Source organism: Buchananella sp. 14KM1171, assembly GCF_041380365.1.
In the GTDB taxonomy this organism is placed as follows: domain Bacteria; phylum Actinomycetota; class Actinomycetes; order Actinomycetales; family Actinomycetaceae; genus Buchananella; species Buchananella felis.
Genome location: NZ_CP159981.1, coordinates 1,106,431 through 1,124,430 on the forward strand (window position 1 = coordinate 1,106,431; position 18,000 = coordinate 1,124,430).

At 62.6% G+C, this 18,000-nt stretch carries 9 protein-coding genes, 3 tRNA genes and 1 pseudogene; 6 read left to right on the plus strand and 7 right to left on the minus strand.

The window, feature by feature from the left end; translation table 11 throughout:
* Positions 1 to 39 precede the first annotated feature (39 nt).
* The 3 genes from ABYF38_RS04335 to ABYF38_RS04345 are packed head-to-tail and all read left to right on the plus strand — an operon-like array spanning position 40 to position 5,833.
* Positions 40 to 1,614 carry a type I restriction-modification system subunit M gene (locus tag ABYF38_RS04335; RefSeq protein WP_371152917.1) on the plus strand — a complete coding sequence of 525 codons (1,575 nt, stop codon included), beginning with the start codon at positions 40 to 42 and terminating at the stop codon, positions 1,612 to 1,614.
* On the plus strand, positions 1,611 to 2,762 hold the full coding sequence (locus ABYF38_RS04340) for a restriction endonuclease subunit S (protein ID WP_371152918.1): 1,152 nt from the start codon (positions 1,611 to 1,613) through the stop codon (positions 2,760 to 2,762). The genes ABYF38_RS04335 and ABYF38_RS04340 overlap by 4 nt, the downstream gene beginning before the upstream one ends.
* Entirely contained in the window at positions 2,759 to 5,833 is a 3,075-nt protein-coding gene (locus tag ABYF38_RS04345) for a type I restriction endonuclease subunit R (RefSeq protein ID WP_371152919.1), read from the plus strand. Before ABYF38_RS04340 ends, ABYF38_RS04345 begins: the two co-directional genes overlap by 4 nt.
* 691 nt (positions 5,834 to 6,524) lie before the next feature.
* On the opposite strand, the gene ABYF38_RS04350 is transcribed toward ABYF38_RS04345, so the two are convergent.
* The 3 genes from ABYF38_RS04350 to ABYF38_RS04360 form a co-directional block, all read right to left on the minus strand.
* On the minus strand, positions 6,525 to 7,772 hold the full coding sequence (locus ABYF38_RS04350; RefSeq protein ID WP_371152920.1) for a type II toxin-antitoxin system HipA family toxin: 1,248 nt from the start codon (positions 7,770 to 7,772) through the stop codon (positions 6,525 to 6,527).
* A complete protein-coding gene (locus ABYF38_RS04355; protein ID WP_371152921.1) occupies positions 7,769 to 8,056 on the minus strand; it encodes a helix-turn-helix domain-containing protein in 288 nt (95 codons plus the stop codon). Before ABYF38_RS04355 ends, ABYF38_RS04350 begins: the two co-directional genes overlap by 4 nt.
* Positions 8,057 to 8,572: 516 nt before the next feature.
* Complete coding sequence (locus tag ABYF38_RS04360) at positions 8,573 to 9,493, minus strand: DUF3800 domain-containing protein (RefSeq protein ID WP_371152922.1); 921 nt, start codon at positions 9,491 to 9,493, stop codon at positions 8,573 to 8,575.
* Between the two features lie 199 nt (positions 9,494 to 9,692).
* Between ABYF38_RS04360 and ABYF38_RS04365 the strand changes: the two genes are divergently transcribed.
* The gene (locus ABYF38_RS04365; protein ID WP_371152923.1) at positions 9,693 to 12,746 is read left to right on the plus strand and encodes a cation-translocating P-type ATPase; all 3,054 of its coding nucleotides are present in this window, start codon (positions 9,693 to 9,695) and stop codon (positions 12,744 to 12,746) included.
* 354 nt (positions 12,747 to 13,100) lie between these two features.
* A complete protein-coding gene (locus ABYF38_RS04370) occupies positions 13,101 to 15,041 on the plus strand; it encodes a cell wall-binding repeat-containing protein (RefSeq protein ID WP_371152924.1) in 1,941 nt (646 codons plus the stop codon).
* 76 nt (positions 15,042 to 15,117) lie between these two features.
* Here ABYF38_RS04370 and ABYF38_RS04375 read toward each other — a convergent pair whose 3' ends face one another.
* Positions 15,118 to 15,657, minus strand: coding sequence for an NADPH-dependent FMN reductase (locus ABYF38_RS04375; RefSeq protein ID WP_371152925.1), 540 nt, complete (start codon positions 15,655 to 15,657; stop codon positions 15,118 to 15,120).
* 242 nt (positions 15,658 to 15,899) lie between these two features.
* Between ABYF38_RS04375 and ABYF38_RS04380 the strand changes: the two genes are divergently transcribed.
* A tRNA-Arg gene (locus ABYF38_RS04380) sits at positions 15,900 to 15,972 on the plus strand.
* Positions 15,973 to 16,253: 281 nt separating this feature from the next.
* Here ABYF38_RS04380 and ABYF38_RS04385 read toward each other — a convergent pair.
* The 3 genes and pseudogenes from ABYF38_RS04385 to ABYF38_RS04395 form a co-directional block, all read right to left on the minus strand.
* Positions 16,254 to 17,237: pseudogene (locus ABYF38_RS04385) on the minus strand (IS256 family transposase).
* A gap of 438 nt (positions 17,238 to 17,675) precedes the next feature.
* A tRNA-Ser gene (locus tag ABYF38_RS04390) sits at positions 17,676 to 17,764 on the minus strand.
* Positions 17,765 to 17,845: 81 nt separating this feature from the next.
* Positions 17,846 to 17,936 (minus strand) — tRNA-Ser (locus ABYF38_RS04395).
* Positions 17,937 to 18,000 lie beyond the last annotated feature (64 nt).

An 18,000-nucleotide genomic window follows, 5' to 3' on the forward strand; every position in this document is an offset into this window, starting at 1 on the left:
GCCGCTATGGTTGCCCTGCGACCACAGGAGGTTTGATAGATGGCTACTACGTCGGCAGCTCAGCGCCAGGAACTACACAAGACGATCTGGCGGATTGCCAACGATCTGCGCGGGAGCGTGGATGGTTGGGACTTCAAGTCCTTCGTGCTAGGGATGCTGTTCTACCGATTCATCTCTGAGAATCTGAGCTCCTACGTGGATCAGCGCCAGCGCAGCGCGGGAGCCGCTGACTACTCCTATGCACAGGAGCAGCGAGAGATCCCAGCCCCGATGCGCAAGATGATCATCGACGCCAAGGGGTTCTTCATCGAACCTGCTGACCTGTTTGAGAACGTCCGTGCGCGCGCCCGCAAGCCTCAAGAGCTTCACAGGCTCAACGAGGAACTGGCCCGGATCTTCAACAACATCGAGGCCTCCGCGATCGGGGCTTCGTCTGAAAGCGACCTACGCGGTCTCTTTGACGACCTCGACGTGAACTCCCCCAAGCTCGGCGACACCGTACTCAAGCGCAACGAGAAGCTGGCAGGCCTGTTGGACGCAATCGGCGCTCTCCCCCTGGGCGATCCAGCCAGCGACGAATCCATCGACTTGTTTGGCGACACCTACGAGTACCTGATGCAGATGTACGCCTCCCAGGCAGGTAAGTCCGGCGGCGAATTCTTCACCCCCCAGGAGGTCTCCGACCTACTGGCCAGGCTGGCGATCGGGGACAAGACTCGAGTGGAGTCCGTCTATGATCCAGCCGCTGGGTCCGGCAGCCTCCTACTTCGCTTCGCGAAGGCACTTGGCCGTGAGAACGTTGGAATGTTCGAGGGGCAGGAAATCAACCTGACCACGTACAACCTGTGCCGGATCAACATGTTCCTGCACAACATCTCGTTCGCCAACTTCGACATTCAACTCGGCGACACGCTTCTTGACCCCAAATGCGACGAAAAGGCCCAGTTCGAGTGCATCGTCTCCAACCCGCCGTACTCTCTGAAGTGGATCGGCAAGGACGATCCTGTCCTGATCCAGGATGAACGCTACGCCCCGGCGGGTGTTTTGGCACCAAAGAGTGCAGCCGACCTGGCGTTCACTATGCATATGCTCTACCACCTTCACCCGAAGGGAACCGCCGCAATCGTCGAGTTCCCAGGGGTGCTGTACCGAGGCGGCGCCGAGCGAAAGATCCGCCAATACCTACTGGAGAACAACTACGTCGAAGCCATCATCCAGCTTCCGCCCGACCTCTTCTTCGGCACCACGATCGCAACCTGCATCATCGTGTTGAAGAAGTCCCGTGATACCACTGACGTCCTGTTCGTGGACGCTTCCAAGCTGTTCACTCGCGAAGGCAACAAGAACAAGCTGACCGAACAGCATCGGCAGACGATCCTCGACGCAGTTAGCCAGCGTTCCGAGAAGCCGCACTTCACTGCACGTGTTTCACCGGAGGCAATCGCTGCCAACGACTACAACTTCTCGGTCTCCGCATACGTGGAGAAGGAGGACACGCGCGAGAAGGTGGACATCAAGGAGCTCAATGCTCGCATTGCGGGGATCGTAGAGCGGCAGTCGAAGCTGCGCGCCGAGATTGACGCAATCGTGGCAGAGCTGGAGGCAGAGCAGTGAACCACATTGAGCGCCTAATCGAGGAGATGTGCCCTGACGGAGTACCGTTCAAACCTCTCGGGCAGGTGGCCCTTGTAAAACGGGGGACTTCCATCACTAAGAAGGACATTCGCCCCGGAGAGGTTCCAGTCATCGCAGGCGGCCGCACCCCCGCCTACTTTCACGCCGAAGCGAATCGAGTTGGCCCACTGATCACCGTAGCCGGCTCTGGAGCGTATGCTGGCTTTGTGTCATTCTGGGAACAGCCCATTTTCGTTTCCGACGCATCCTCGATTGAAACAGACCCATTATCCCTGCTCCCGCGCTTCGCCTTCCACCTTCTCAAATGGAAACAGGATCTACTCCACTCCCTCAAAGCTGGCGGAGGCGTTCCCCACGTGTACGCTAAAGACATCGCAAAGATAGTAGTCCCGACCCCACCCCTAGCAGTGCAGCGCGAAATCGTTGAAATCCTTGACAAATTCAGTAAGCTAGAGGCAGAGCTAGAGGCAGAGCTAGAGGCACGGAATACGCAACTTAACGCCGTTCGAGAATCCCTATTCACGAACCTCGAAGACTACACCGCAGCCCCCTTATCTACCATCACGGTTGAAAGCTATTCTGGCATGACACCTCGGGCCACGGAAAAGAGGTACTACGACGGCGGAACCATTCCCTGGCTGCGTAGCCAGGATATCAATTTCAACATAATTCAAAACGCTACTTCATTCATAACCGAAAAGGCCCTGAGGGAAACGTCTTTGCAGATGATCCCCTCCAACTGCTTGATTGTTGCCATATCTGGCGCGTCAGCTGGCCGATCTGCAACCAACGCGTTTCCCACAACCACAAACCAGCACTGTTGCTGTCTGAAAATCGACGCCAGCAAGGCAGATCTCCGCTACGTCTACCACTGGCTAGCTTCCAACTACCTAGTACTCAAAAACATGGGGCGCGGGGCCCGTGGGGATTTAAACCACTCCATCATCAAGAGTCTTCCAATCAAGCTTCCTCCCATTGAGGTACAGCAGAGCTGCGCGCGAATGCTAGACAATCTTTCAAACCTGGTTTCGTCGCATGTCGATGGCCTCCCCGCCGAGATCACGGCGCGCCGCCAGCAGTACGAGTACTACCGCGATCGACTCTTGACCTTCAAGGAGCTGCAGTGACCTCCTCGCCCTCCCTTCCCAATGTCCCGTTCACTCCGATCGTTGTTTCCAACGAGCACACGGTGGTGGATGAGTACGTCGCGCCCGTCCGCCCGGACTTGGGTTTCCAGTCGGAGGGAGAACTGGAAGCTGACCTGATAAAGCAGCTTCTCCAGCAGGGTGCCTACTCTCGCCCAAACATCACCAACGAGACCCAGCTAGTCGCTAACCTGCGCGCCCAGCTTGGAGCTCTTAACGACATCGAGTTCACCGATGCTGAGTGGGCGCGCTTCCTGGCGGAGGTCATCGCGAACCCCACGCACGGCTACCTAGAAAAGACACGGTCCATCCAAGAGGACCACATCAAGCTACTAACTCGCGACGACGGCACCACCAAGAACGTGATGCTGCTCGACAAGCAGAACATCCACCGCAACCGCCTTCAGGTCATCAACCAGATGGAGGTTCCGCTCGACTCTGCCGGCGCCCGCACAGCTAACCGCTATGACGTCACCATCCTCGTCAATGGCCTCCCGCTTGTTCACATCGAACTCAAGCGACGCGGCGGCGACCTGCGGGAAGCCTTCAACCAGATCAACCGCTACAAGCGAGAGACGTTCTCTGCCGGCCTTGCCCTCTACGAGTACGTCCAGATCTTCGTGATCTCCAACGGCACGCTCACTAAGTACTACTCGAACTCCACCCACTGGCAGCACATCGACAAGCAGGTTGAGGGCGGCCGGAAGGCAACGTCGTCCAACTCGTGGGAATTCACCTCCTACTGGGCCGCCGCAGACAACAAGCCGATCAACGACCTACGCGACTTCGCCGCCACCTTCCTGACCTCCCACACGCTGCTGAGCATTCTGACCAGGTATTGCGTGTTCGACGTTTCGCGCACGCTCCTTATCCTGCGGCCCTACCAGATCGCGGCCACGGAACGGATCCTGCTGCGCGTCAAGACCGGGATTAACAACAACCTGGGTGGAAAGATTCAGGGCGGCGGCTACATCTGGCACACCACCGGTTCAGGCAAGACCCTCACCTCATTCAAGACCGCGCAGCTTGCCAGCCAGATGGAGGGCGTGGCCAAGGTGCTGTTCGTCGTGGACCGTAAGGACCTAGACGTCCAGACCATCAAGGAGTATCAGCGCTTCGATCCCGACTGCGTGAGCGGGAATACCTCGACCGCCGCGCTGACCCGGCAGCTGGATGACCCCAACACGCGCATCGTGGTAACCACCATCCAAAAGCTCGCGCTCTACGTGGCCGCCGCCAAGGGCAAGGAGCTGCTGAAGGAACGGGTGGTGATCATCTTCGACGAATGCCACCGTTCCCAGTTCGGTGACATGCACCGGCAGATCACCAAGGCGTTCAAGAACTACCACCTGTTTGGTTTCACGGGCACGCCTATCTTCACCGCCAACGCGGTCAGCGGAGCGCCGGTTGCCAAGACCACCGAGCAGGTGTTTGGCGACAAGCTACACACCTACACGATCGCCGATGCGATTCGCGACGAGAACGTGCTGCCCTTCAAGGTTGACTACGTGAACACCGTTGCCGCCACGGAGATCGAAGACCGGGTCGTGGCGGGGATCCAGTCCGAGGAGGCCCTGCTCTCGCCGGAGCGGATCACCGGAGTGACCAGCTACATCCTGCGGCACTTCGACGAAAAGACCAAGCGTAGCGAGCACTACACCCACAAGGGCAAGCGTCTGAGCGGCTTCAACGCGCTATTCGCGGTGGCGTCCATCAAGGCCGCTCGGCTCTACTACGAAGAGTTCAAGCGACAGATGGCGCTGCTTCCCGAAAACAAGCGCCTGCGCATCGCCACCGTGTTCAGCTACGCCCCCAACCAGGAGGAGCCCGACGGCCTACTGCCAGAGGAGGAAGTCTCCATGACTGGCATGGCCTCTACTGACAAGGACTTCCTGGCCGCCGCCATCCACGAATACAACCAAGAGTTCGGCTGCAACTACAATGGACTAGGCGCGTTCGAGGAGTATTACAAGAACCTGATGGTGCGCATCAAGGAACGCGAAGTTGACCTGGTGATTGTGGTCAACATGCTGCTCACCGGGTTCGACGCCACCACGCTCAACACCCTGTTCGTGGACAAGAACCTTCGGATGCACGGCCTCATGCAGGCGTACTCGCGCACCAACCGGATCCTTAACTCCGTTAAGACGTTCGGCAACATCGTCTGCTTCCGCAACCTGGAGGACGCCACCAACGAGTCCATCCAACTATTCGGGGACGCCAACGCGTCGAGCTACGTCCTGCTGGAGCGATACGAGTACTACGCATACAAGTACATGGACGCGGTGGCCAAGCTGCGCGCCCTCTGCCCGCCCGGGGAGCGGCCGGTGGGAGAGCAGGCGGAGAAGGAATTCGTGGAGCTCATGTCCGCGATCCTGCGTCTTCGCAACGTGCTGGAGACGTTTGACCAGTGGCACAACGGCATCACAGACGAGAACGGTGTGCCCACCGAGCCGCCGCTGGCCGATCTCCTGCCGCCCGGTCAGTACACCGACTACCGCAGCGTCTACGTTGAACTCTGGGAAAAGCACCGCAAACGCACCGACGCGGAGAAGGAAAACATCGAGGACGATCTGGTCTTCGAGATCGAACTGGTCAAGCAGGTGGAGATCAACCTGGACTACGTGCTGCACCTGATCGGCCAGGCGCGCGAGGACGGCAAGAACCAGGGAAAGATCCGCATCGACCCGAACATCATGAAGCTAGTGGACGCCAGCCCCTCGCTGCGCTCCAAGCGCGACCTGATCCAGGAGTTCATCGAACGGGTCACCGTCGCCCCGGACACCGCGCCCGAGTGGCCGGAGTTCGAAGAGGAGAAGCGCCAGGAGGAGCTGGGGCAGATCGTCGCCATCTACGAGCTAGACGGCGACGCCCTACGGGCTCTGGTCGAAAGGTTCGGGCCACGCGGATCCATGCGCCTCGAGGGAGACGTACTAGACCCGGTGCTGCCCAGCCTGGACATGTTCGACCCGCGAGCGGCGACGCTACGCGAGAAGGTAATCGACGCCCTCAAGGCGTGGTGGGGCAGGTTCGGGAACGACAACGGGCGGTAGGCACGGCGCTCCCGGGCTACGGCTCAGCGGCGCGGGCAGCCCAAAAGACCACAGAACCGCCGGGTGAGCCTACTGAAGGGCCTAGAGGCCCATAGACAGGCTCACCCGGCGGTTTGTCGCGTCGCCGACCAGATCCCCGCTAGCGCGGGGTCGATTCCCACCTGAGCGCCATCGCCGCTCCGTTACACGGGTCATCCCTGCTAGCGCAAGGTGTCAGCAAGCTCAATTGTAGCCACAGCATGCACTTAATGCGCTATCGCATCCTCCATTACAGTTCGAAAAAAGCTGCTATAGTCGATCACGCAACGCAGCAGAGCCCGGCAATACGTCTGGGCGACGCCTGCCGGGCTCTGAGCATCAATTTGCTTCCTGATGCTTCGAGTCTACCCGACCTGGGGTTGCCCATGGGCATAGCGCTCATGGCCAGATACAAAACCAGGAGGATCGATATGATTCTGCTCCCTCCGGGCGCCCCTGCCCACACGACTGGCCGGTGGATAACCACCTCAATGGATGGCACTGCGGGTCACCCGTTCGAGATCATGGCACGTAAGGGAGACACGCTCCCTCTGACGCCACGCCCCGGCGATGCGTGGATGTTCATTCAGCGAGCCATGCACTAGACGGCAGGAGTCTCGACGTGTTGGGGGCAGCTGCTTCGGCAGCTGCCCCCAACACGCTTCTGCGCCTCCTACGCCCCGAACGGACGCGGCGCCGTTCTCTGGGCCAGCGCCTCTTCCATGACAGACACGTCTTTCCCGGCAAGTCCCGCGCGCCGCGCGTACTGCTCCCAGCCGGCAACAAGCAGCCGCAACTCGGAGATGCGCACCCTTGCGTCGGCCGGCGGAACGTCGCACGCCTCAGCAAATCCGATCAGGGCGTCCATCTCCTCCGGGAACGTGTCAGCACCCATGATTGACGTTGACCGCCGCGCCCCCGGGTGCGGGTTCGGGTTGACGTCAAAGGCGGGGGCCAGGCTCCACCCTCCCTCGCGCCACAGAAAACCGTGGTTGCGCAGGTGATCGTCCGTATTTCCAAGCAGCACGCTCAGCACCACGCGATCAAACAACTCGCCCAGATCATGCGCCGGACTGCCGGACAGATCCCGGACCGAATCAGCCAGGTCCAGGTAGTCGGCGTGTTCGCCATCGCGCATACCAAGTGCCGTCATGGCGCTGATGTAGGGCACCCTTGTCCCGTCGCGGTCACGGTCGAACCTGCGCACGATCAGGACGTTGCGCGGCCCCACCTTTGCCACCTCGAACTCCGGCACCCCCACGCCCGCTGCCCGCAGGATACTCAGTGCAACACCTTCCCACGCCAGCACGTCCCACTGGTCGGAGGCGTGGGGGAACTTTGCGATCGCCAAAGCCCCATCCCCCAACGTGACCGACGCCTTTGGGCGCGCCCCACCTAGGCCCGTGGTCCCCGTATCCAGCAATGCCTTGACGGCCAGCCCCGGGTCTTCATCCCCCGAGACCTGATCGGCCAAGTGCAACAGATGCGGCAGAGAAACCATCGGCGGCACAACGGATGCCCTGCCAACAAACTCGCCGCCAGGAGCCTTGAACCACAACGCTCCCTGCCGGGTGTTGTCAGAGACCCCCAGCAGGTAGTCCAGGTCATCCAGTTTCCGTGGCGCACGCTTCTCCTCCGCCGCCCGCAGCCGCTCAGCCTTGTCCAGAAGGTTGCGTCCCCACCTGTCGGGGGCCGTATCCCCGAAGGCTCCTAACAAGCCCGGGAAGTACTGCGGGCTGCTGCCCAGGGTCAAGTTCGGGTCTATGTTGGGTCCGCCCGCGTTCAGGTAGGTGGGGTCGTACGCAAAGGTGGTGGTCACCCCGGCCCTACTGCGCGTGAAGAACGCGTGCCCCACAAGAACGGGGACGCCCGTCTGCCCAGACACGCCGGCCACATCCAGATAGACCTCTACCCGGGTCATTGCGCCCTCCTGCGGGTGAGCCGGTCCGCGCGCAGCTTTCCGATGTCCGTTCGCAGCGGGTCCGTGGCGTCCACCACCGCCTGCAACTGCCCCAGCGCGCGCAAGACCTGCGCGACCGAGGAGAAGGACACAGTCGGATCCCCCTGTTCGATCTTGCGCAGCGTGTCGCGCGAGATGCTCGCACGCTCAACCGTCTGCTGCGCGGTCACTCCCAGCACCATGCGCCACTGGCGGATGTGCTCACCGAACTCCTTCAACTCCCGCTGGATGCGATAACCGGCCACTTCTCCCACCCCCTTATGACGCTGATCTTAGTCATAACTCCCGATTACGGCGATGATGGCCGCCATTGGCAAACCCGAGGTGTGACGACCACGCAGGCTGCCCACCACCGGGAGCCAAGCGCAATTCCCGCACCTGACCGCCACTCGCTAACCCTCCCTACTTCGACCAACACCCCGCCCTCATCCGGCTCTCCTCAGAGGAGGGCGTCGTTGTGGCTATCTCGAGGCGGCGGGTCTGTACTCGGGCGGGCCAAGCCCCGCTGGGCGGGAATCTTCCATGCCGCTTGGGGCGCCCAGCGCTGCGCCAGGTGAACCCAGCATCGGCGAAACGCTGCATTAGTTGACGTTGGGTGGTTTTGGTGCCGTGGGGCAGTTCCTCCGGGGCATCAAAACCACCCAACACCAAGTTTTGTCGCCCGTTGCGACTCTTGTCGCCCGAGTCGACTGTCGCTCGAAACGACCGGGCACACCCACGCCCCGGATTGTGAAGAGCTACCAAAGGTACCGCTCCTCGCACTACCCAACACTGTTTGACGCAGCATGAATGCGAGCAGCAATATCCGCGAATGCAGGACGATCACCCAAGCGTTGGGTTATCCCGACCCCTTCGTAACTGTCCAGGTTTTCTAGGTCTATCCGGCCTGCCCCTTCAACAAGCAAGCTACTCTTAATTGCCCTCTGCGCCTGGGGATTCCAGATTCTCGATTCCTTCACAAATGAGCACGCCCCACTTACACTACCAAGCAAAGCAGGTGCCCATGCGAAGTCAGAATTGCTAGTAAGCTTCTCTTTTACAACTCTAGACAGCAGAGCACAGTACCAGTCCGCGAACTGCATAGCCGCATATCGTGAGCTTTCTACCTGCGTAGGAATCTCCACCAGCCGAACCATATGCTCTTGACCTTGCGCAAACATCTGGGCAGAGATCACGTCGATCGCATGCTTCCTGTTAGCGTCATCAACCTGGTCTAGGAAAATGTAAACATTTTTCTCTTGACTTGCCGCGAAACGGGCAATGCGATGCACGGCACCAATAAGCGCTGACGACGACCGTTCTCGGATGCGCTGCCTATCCTTGGGGCTTTCTTTGCGCGGCTTCAACTCGCCATAGAAAAAGAATCTGCCATGATTCCTTCGAAGCCCCCACGCCAACTGAACAAGCAGCCGAGTCGTCTCGCTCCCATACTTCTCGTATGCGCCGCGAGTTAGTAGCTCTGCCCCTTTCTTTTCCCACGAATGGGGATCTTCAGCATCGCTGATTTCGTTGACAAAGTAGCTACTTTTGGCTACATGGACACACTTGGAAAACTGGCGAAGATAACCATCAGGAAGGACGAAGCCAGCATAGCCAAAGACTGGACTATGGCTATACTTGGGATGGTCGGACCCCCAATAGGGGCCGACATGACCAAACTCATCCAGGTACGCAATCAGCACCCAAGCCCCTTAGACGTAGCAAGGTGTAGCACGGGGGCCTAAGACCTTAGCCTTAGACCCCCGGAAGTGGCTCGCGGCTCGCATGTGAGCTCGACGCCGGTTTCACCGTACTCTGTTCCGGGCCTCTGTTCAAGTGGAATGAGAAGTACCCCACCCCTCATACCCAGCGCCGGCCCCGCCGCCCGCTTAGCCTTGAAGCATGAGTGGCGTCCCATCCGATTCACCTGTCCTCGCCCACCCCCACGCCACGGCCACCGCCGCCCTGCTGGAGCACCTGGGCGCTAGCGCCACCTCCGGGCTCTCGGCCGCCGACGCCGCCTCCCGCCTCGCCACGCACGGCCCCAACGAGCTGCCCTCCAAGCCCCCCACTCCCCTGTGGCGGCGCGTGCTGGACCAGTTCCGCGACCCGCTGGTGATCCTGCTGCTCGTCGCCATCGTGATCTCCACGGTGGCGTGGGCTATCGAGGGTGCCCACGGCGCCCCCATCGACTCCCTGGTGATCGCGGCCGTGATCGTCCTGAACGCCGCCATCGGCCTGATCCAGGAGTCCAAGGCCGCCTCCGCCGTGGCCGCCCTGCAGAAGATGACCCAGGCGCAGGCCACCGTGATCCGCGACGGCCAGCGCACCGAGCTGCCCGCCTCCCAGCTGGTCCCCGGTGATGTGATCCTGCTTGCCGAGGGCGACCAGGTTCCCGCCGACGCCCGCCTGCTGCGCGCCGAGGCCCTGCGCGTCATCGAGTCCTCCCTCACCGGCGAGTCCGAGCCCGTCACCAAAACCACCGCCGCCCCCACCACCACATCAGCCCCCACGCCGGCCGCAACGCAAACCACGCCGCCTTCATCGGAGCGGCGGGTGGACGACGTCGGCCACCAAACCGCCCCCAGCGCTTCGCCGCAGCAAGACACGGCCACCAACGGGACTCTGCCGACCGACACGCCGCTGGCCGAGCGCACCAACATGGTGTTTCGCGGCACGTCGGTGGCCCAGGGCAGCGCCACGGCTCTCGTGACGGCCACGGGGCGCGCCACGCAGATGGGCGAGATCGCGCTCATGCTGGACTCGGTGGAGGACGCCCCCACGCCGCTGCAACGGGAGATCACGCAGGTTTCCAAGGTGCTCGGCATCGTGGTAGGCCTGATCGCGGTGGCGGTGGTGGCCGTCATGCTGGCGATCAACGGCGTGGACACCCCGCAGGCGATCATCGAGTCGCTGCTGCTGGGCGTGTCGCTGGCGGTGGCGGCAGTGCCGGAGGGCCTGCCTGCCATCCTCTCACTGGTGCTGGCGCTGGGGGTGCGGCGCATGGCGGCCCATCGCGCGGTGGTGAAGAAGCTGACGAGCGTGGAGACGCTGGGTTCGGCCAGCGTGATCTGCTCGGACAAGACCGGCACACTCACCAAGAGCGAGATGACGATCCAGGAGGTGGTCACCGCCTCGGGCGCCACGATCGTCTCCGGGGTGGGCTACCTGCCGGAGGGGGACCTGGGCCCGGACGCCGACCGCGACTACGTGATGGACTCCCCCGCCCTGACCGGGCCGCGCCGCGACGAGGTCACGGCCACGCTGCTGGGCGGCACGCTGGCCTCCGACGCGGAGCTGGCGCGCGGCGAGGACGGCACCTGGCGCATCCTGGGCGACCCCACCGAGGGCGCGTTCTTCGTGGCGGAGGGCAAACTGGCCCTGAGCGGCAACGACACCGCCGACGCCCCCTCCCGCCGCGCAGAGGACTACACGCGCCTGTCTTCCATCCCCTTCACCTCGGACCGCAAGATGATGAGCGTGATCTGCCGGCACGAGCCGCGCGGGCAGGTCTTCGTTTTCTCCAAGGGCGCGCCCGACGTGCTGCTGGAGCGCTGCACCCGCATCGTGCGCGGCGGCGAGGTGGTGGACCTGGACGAGCCCACGCGCTCCCACCTGCTCGCCGAGGTAAGCGACATGTCCGGCCGCGCCCTGCGCACCCTGGCCACCGCCTACCGCCCGCTTTCAGACAGCGAGGCCGCCGCCTTTGACTCCCCTGTGCACGACGCCTCTCCTGCCGCCCCCAGCGATGAAGAGGTGGAGTCCGGCCTGATCCTGACCGGCATCGTCGGGATAATTGACCCGCCCAGGCCGGAGGCCGCTGCGGCGGTGGCTGAGGCCCTGCGGGCCGGGGTGCGAGTCATGATGATCACGGGCGACCACCCGGCCACAGCTGGGCGTATCGCTGCGGACCTGGGGATTGCCCCAGTGGGTGCCCGCGTACTGACCGGTGGGGAGCTGAGCCTGCTCAGCCCTGCCGAGCTTAGCCAGGCCGTGCGGGAGGTGAGCGTGTACGCGCGCGTGGCTCCCGCCCACAAGATGGCGATCGTGAAGTGCCTGCAGGCCGATGGTGAGACGGTGGCAATGACCGGCGATGGCGTGAATGACGCACCCGCGCTGCGCCAGGCAGACATCGGTGTGGCCATGGGCATCACGGGCACGCAGGTGACCAAGGAGGCCGGCACGATGGTGCTGGCTGACGACAACTTCGCCACGATCGTCTCCGCCGTCCGCGAGGGCCGCCGCATCTTTGACAACATCCGTAAGTTCCTGCGCTACCTGCTCTCTTCCAACATGGGTGAGGTCATGACCGTGTTCGGCGGCGTGCTGCTGGCGGGCATATTCGGACTGCGCGGCGAGTCCGGCGCCGTGATTGTGCCGCTGGTGGCCACGCAGATCCTGTGGATCAACCTGATCACCGACTCCGGCCCCGCCCTGGCGATGGGCGTGGACCCCGCCACTGGTGACCTGATGGGGCGCGGCCCACGCCGAACCACCGACCGCATCATCGACAAGCGCATGTGGGGCGGCATTCTGGGCGTGGGGGCGGTGATGGCGGCAGTGACGTTGTTGACCTTCGATTACTTCCTGCCGGGTGGCCTCTTTGCCGGCACCGACTCCGTGGAGGTGGCGCGCACGGCCGCGTTCACCACCCTGGTGTTCGCTCAGCTTTTCAACACGTTCAACTCCCGCTCCGACGAGCTGAGCGCCTTCACCCGCATTTTCACCAACGGCTGGTTGTGGGCGTCGCTCGCTTTGGGAGTCGTGCTGCAGTGGGCGGTGGTGGAACTGCCCTTCTTCCAGGCCGCCTTCTCCACCGCCGCGCTGGACCTGCGGCACTGGGCAATCAGCGTGGGCATGGCGAGCGTAGTGCTCTGGTACGACGAGTTGCGCAAGGCGGTGACGCGCGCCCGGGCGGCTAGCGGCAAGCGGGGCGGTGGTGGGCTGGGCAACTAACTGGGCTCTCCTCTTGCCTCTTACCTGCTCCGCGTTAAACTCATTGATTGCCTTAGCCTTGCGCAACTGCGCTGATTAGGAGCTGAGGAGCAGTCACCCACTGGCTTCGCGGCCCCGCCCGGCGGCAAAGAATCCCCCTCCGCAGCTAAACCTTGCTGCGGCGTTAATCCCCCTTTCGGAGGCAACGTGCTCTTCCATTCAAATTCAATATCCCGCAGGGCTCTGCCCACCCTGGCGATTGTTCCAGTCGCCTTGGGGTTGCTTTCCCCTGCGCCGGCAGCCTTGGCCACTCCGCTAAGCGAGACCGCTCCTGCCGCAGTGGCAGCCAATGAAAGTGTCATCAACATTGGGGACTTGATCTGGGAAGACAAGAACGGAAACGGCATCCAGGAGGAGGGAGAACCCGGTATTCCCAATGTGAGCGTCTTCCTCAGCCGCACCGACAACCAACCGATCCGCCCCCCTCTGCGCCCGTTTACTACCACGAACGCATCTGGCCACTACTCCTTCACTGGCTTGCCCGTACCGATCTACGGAGTGCGTTACAAGGTGTTTGCCCGTACCCCGCAGGGTTACAAGCCAACGCTCGTAAAGCAGGGCGGAAACAACGAGCTGGACTCCAACGAAACACCCTCTCACGTCTTCAATGTGGATGAGAACGGCGGTACCAACAACTCCATCGACTTTGGCTTTGTGCGTCTGCCGTCCAGCGTGGACATCGAGACCTATAGCGGCGAGTGGGGCGGCGTAGTCTTCCAGGGAGATGCCCCCGTTCTCAAGGACGGCGAGCCCGACCCGCTTCCTGCCGGAGACCACGACACCGTTGCCACTGCCCTGGAAGTCGCGAAGGATGCCCCGCAGCAGGTCAAGGTCCGCGTCACCAACACCGGCATGCACCCGCTGAAGAACATTTCCATTAGCTACGAGGTTGAAAACGGCCCGGCGCTGAGCAACTTCTCTTGCCGCATCGGTTCCCACGATTACAAGGCAGCCAACGGCCGCGTGGCACCGGACCCCTCTTACAGCCTCCCCGCCAAGGGAGTCATCAGCTGCACCGCAGAAATGGCCGCTATGCGGATCTACTCCACCCACGCGAACGTGGTTACCTTCACCGGCACCCCCGTCGCTGGCGGCGACGAACTGACAGTAAGCGACGAGTGGCACGCCAAGGTCAAGCCGGCTATCCCGGTTGACCCAGCGCCTACTCCGACCCCCAAGCCCAGCGTCACTGTCACGCCGCAACCCTCGATGACCGCCACCGTCACGCCCACTCCCGAGCCGAGCGTTTCCGTCACTCCGACCCCCAAGCCCAGCGTCACTGCCACGCCGCAACCCTCGATGACCCCCACCGTCACGCCCACTCCCGAGCCGAGCCTCACCCCGTCCGCAGCCCCGGCTCCGGGCACCGTGCACCGCATCGCTGGGGACAACCGCGTAGCAACCGCCGTGAAGGCAGCTAACTCTGCCGTCTTCACCGGCGACGCTGCCGTGCTCGTCTCCGGTAGCGGCTTCGCCGACGCCGTTGCAGCCGGACCGTTGGCTGCCACAGTAGAGGGCCCCCTCCTGCTGACCACGGCTAAGCAGCTGGAGCCAATGGTGCTAGAGGTGCTGAAGAACAAGGGCATTAAGAAGGTCTACGTGGTGGGCGGCACCGCTTCCGTGGCGGAAGGCAAGTTGGCCGCTCTGCGCTCAGCCAACTTCAACGCTGTTCGCGTGGCGGGTGGCACCCGTTACGAGACTGCCGTTGCCGTCGCCAAGGAGGTGGCAGCTAACGGGGCAGTGGATCGAATCTTCGTTGCCGACGGCACCCAGTTCCCCGACGCGCTGGCGGCCGGGCCGGCCGCCGCCCGCAGCGGCGGCGTGATCGTTCTTTCCGCCGGCGCCACCCTTCCTGCCCCTACTAAGGCTTTCCTGGCCAAGCACGCCGCCCTTGGAAAGGTGGCAGTGGGTGGCCCTGCCGCCAAGGCCCTGGCAGGCGGAGCCGGCAAGCTGACGGTCGTGGCCGGCGCAGACAGGGAGGGCACCGCTGCCCTGCTGGCCGAGCGCTTTGCCTCGCAGGCAACCTCCGCAGTGCTGGCCTCTGGCGCCACCTACGCCGACGCCCTGCCGGGCGGCGCACTGGCTGCCGCCATGGGAGCCCCACTGCTGCTGAGCAAGCAAGCCGCGCTCTCCCCAGCCACCGCCAAGTACCTGCAGGATCACAAGGTGATCAGCCACGTGGAGATCATCGGCGGCACAGGAACCCTGCAGGCTGCCGTCCAGCGTTCTGTGGTCGGCATCATCAGCAAGCGCTAAGGCGCTCAAGGCTAAGGGTGGGGCAGCGAGCCATTTGGCCCGCTGCCCCACCCTTTTCTACCGCCTCCGTCTTTAGCTAGGCAGTTAGTTGCTCCAATGCGTCGAGTACTGCGTTTACGTTGTCCTCCTGGCCCTCTGCCGGCGTGAAGGCGCCGTCCTGGACCTCGGAGACAAGGCTGAAGGAGAGCACCTGCTCCACCTCCGGCATCTTGAATCCGGCCGCGGTGTTGCGCCACACGGAGATGGCCTTTAGTCCGCCGCCGTATCCATACCCGGCGAAGGCAACGGGCTTGCCCTGCCATTCCTCACCCAGGGTGTCCACTGCGTTCTTGAACGGGGCCGGGACGGAGTAGTTGTACTCGGGGGTAACAAACACGAACCCGTCGAAGGAATCGATCTTGGCGGACCACTCCCGGACGCGAGGGTCCGAGTATTCCTTGTTCATGCCCTTGGGGGAAACCGGCCCGTTGAAGAAGGGCAGCTCAAAGTCCACCAGGTCCACCAGCTCATAGACCGCCTCGCCACTGCGCCCCTGGGCGATACCGTCAACCCACTTGGCAATCTGGTCGCCAAATCGGCCCTCACGGGTGGAGCCAAGAATGATTGCAATGCGCATGTTCTTCCTTTCCAAGCAGTCCAGCTCCGGACGCTAGGTACCGTTGCATTATCGAGAATACTGGCGCTAGTTCACCGTAGAGCCGCGAAGCAGCCTCGCCACGCGAGGCTGCCCGCCGGCACAGCCGCCATATTATTTTTACTTTGAAGCACTTGCAACGAGGGCTCGGTGCGACGGATCACAGCCGCTGGATTTGCGTTCGACACCCACCGCCAGTTAGACTTCTCAAGTCGCAAGGCAATGCGCCCGTAGCTCAATGGATAGAGCATCTGACTACGGATCAGAAGGTTAGGGGTTCGAGTCCCTTCGGGCGCGCAGAGGATCCGCTCCGCAATCGCGTAGCGGATTTTTTGTTGCCCGAGCACCGGATCGGGGCTATAGGACAAAATGTGTTGCTTTTGGGCTTGGTTTTCGTTGTGTTTGCTGGGCAAAGTGGGGTTTGAAGTTGGGGCCTATGCTCAAAAAGTGTGTAAATCTCGGGCGTGTCTTGGGGTGTTCAGGTGGTTCTTCCTGCCCAGCCTTTGCGTGTGTGGTTGCCGTCTTCGGGTCAAGTCCCTTTGAGTGGTGTAACAGTCCTTCAAGGTGCTGGTAAGGGGTTAGGCGGTTAGTGCGGGGAGGGGGTGGGTGATGGTTTGGATGTCGTCGTTGGGGACGAGGTGGAGACGACAGCGGGTGAGGGCATCGAGGCTGAGGTAGCGGCGTCGTTGGGCCCATTGGTCGGTTTGTTCGGCCAGGACGGCTCCGACGAGGCGGGTGACGGCCTCTCGGTTGGGAAAGATTCCTACTGAGTCGGTTGGGCGGCGGATCTCCTTGTTGAGGCGCTCATGGGGATTGTTGGACCAGATCTGGGGCCATACGTCTTTGGGAAAGGCGGTCAAGGCCAGCCAATCCGCCCGGGCTGCGTCCAGGTGCTCGGCCACTGCAGGGCTCTTGTCGGCAACGTAGTCCAGTAGTCGGTCGAACTGAGCGTGGACACTGGCAGCGTCGGGCTGGTCGTAGACGGAGGGCCACATCGCCTTGACGGCGGGCCACAGGCTCTTGGGGGTGACGCTCATGAAGTTGGCGGCGTAGTGGGTAGGGCACCTCTGCCAGGAGGCCCCTGGTAGGTTCGCTCCGATCGCGTCAACTAGGCCTGCGTGAGCGTCGCTGGTGACCAGAGGCACCCCGCCAAGGACTTGGGCGACCAGGTCAGCGAAGAATGCGTTGCCTGCCGTGCCGGTCTCGGCGGTGGCGACCTGGGTGCCCAGGACCTCGCGGCGTGCGTCAGCGTTGACGCCGGTGGCAACCATGACAACGGCGTTGACGACGCGTCCACCTTCACGGACCTTCATCGTCAGTGCGTCGGCAGCCACGAAGGTGAATGGGCCGGCTTCATCCAGGGGGCGGTGGCGCTAAACGTTGCGCTGCGTGACTCTCTCGGGGCTGGGCTGGCCCCACTGGGCGCCGCACACGGCGTGCGCGTGGGCAGACAGCAGCGCGTTGATCACCGTCTGCAGCAGATCACGCATCAGGTCGGGCCAAGCTTCGGCCAGAGCTTCACTCAGCAGGCCGGCAGGATCGACAATATGAGGAGCGGTCATCGTAACGAGTCCTTTCGAGCGGGTTGTAGGAGATTCCTCGAAGGATCACACGGTGACCGCGCCTACATCCACAAGCCGGGCCGACCACCAAGTGGTTACACCACAATGCGGGACTCAACTGCAACCCCACCCACCCAAAAGCAACACATTTTGTCCTATAACCCCAGACATGGCCCACCGGCCCATCGCCCCAGCAGGCGGCCCACCGACCCTCAAGGCGGCCCACCGACCCTCAAGGCGCCCCGCTGGCTCCGCGTCGATGCCCTGTCACAGCACTCCCCCGCCGAAACTTGTCCAACCCCCACGGAACTTGTCCTTAGCGGGGTGCCTACGGACAAGGCCCAACGCGGTTTGACAAGTTTCGGCGAATCGAGGAGCGGGCGGGCACGCCGCTCGGGAACGCAAAAGCCCGGAACCCTGACGGGCTCCGGGCATTCGCGGAGACGGCGGGATTTGAACCCGCGAGGGGCGTGAACCCCTACCTCCTTAGCAGGGAGGCGCACTCGACCTGGCTATGCGACGTCTCCAGGCCCGCCTATCTTAACCAAAGTCCACTGCCACGCAAAACCTGAGCCCGGGAGTGGTTGATCACCACTCCCGGGCTCCTCTGGCGGAGAGTAAGGGATTCGAACCCTTGGTGCGGGGTCACCGCACAACAGTTTTCAAGACTGTCACCTTCGGCCGCTCGGACAACTCTCCTTGCCCGCCCATTCTGGCAGCTTCCCGCCAGGGTCGGCAAAACCGCAGCGAAGATCGCGCGTGG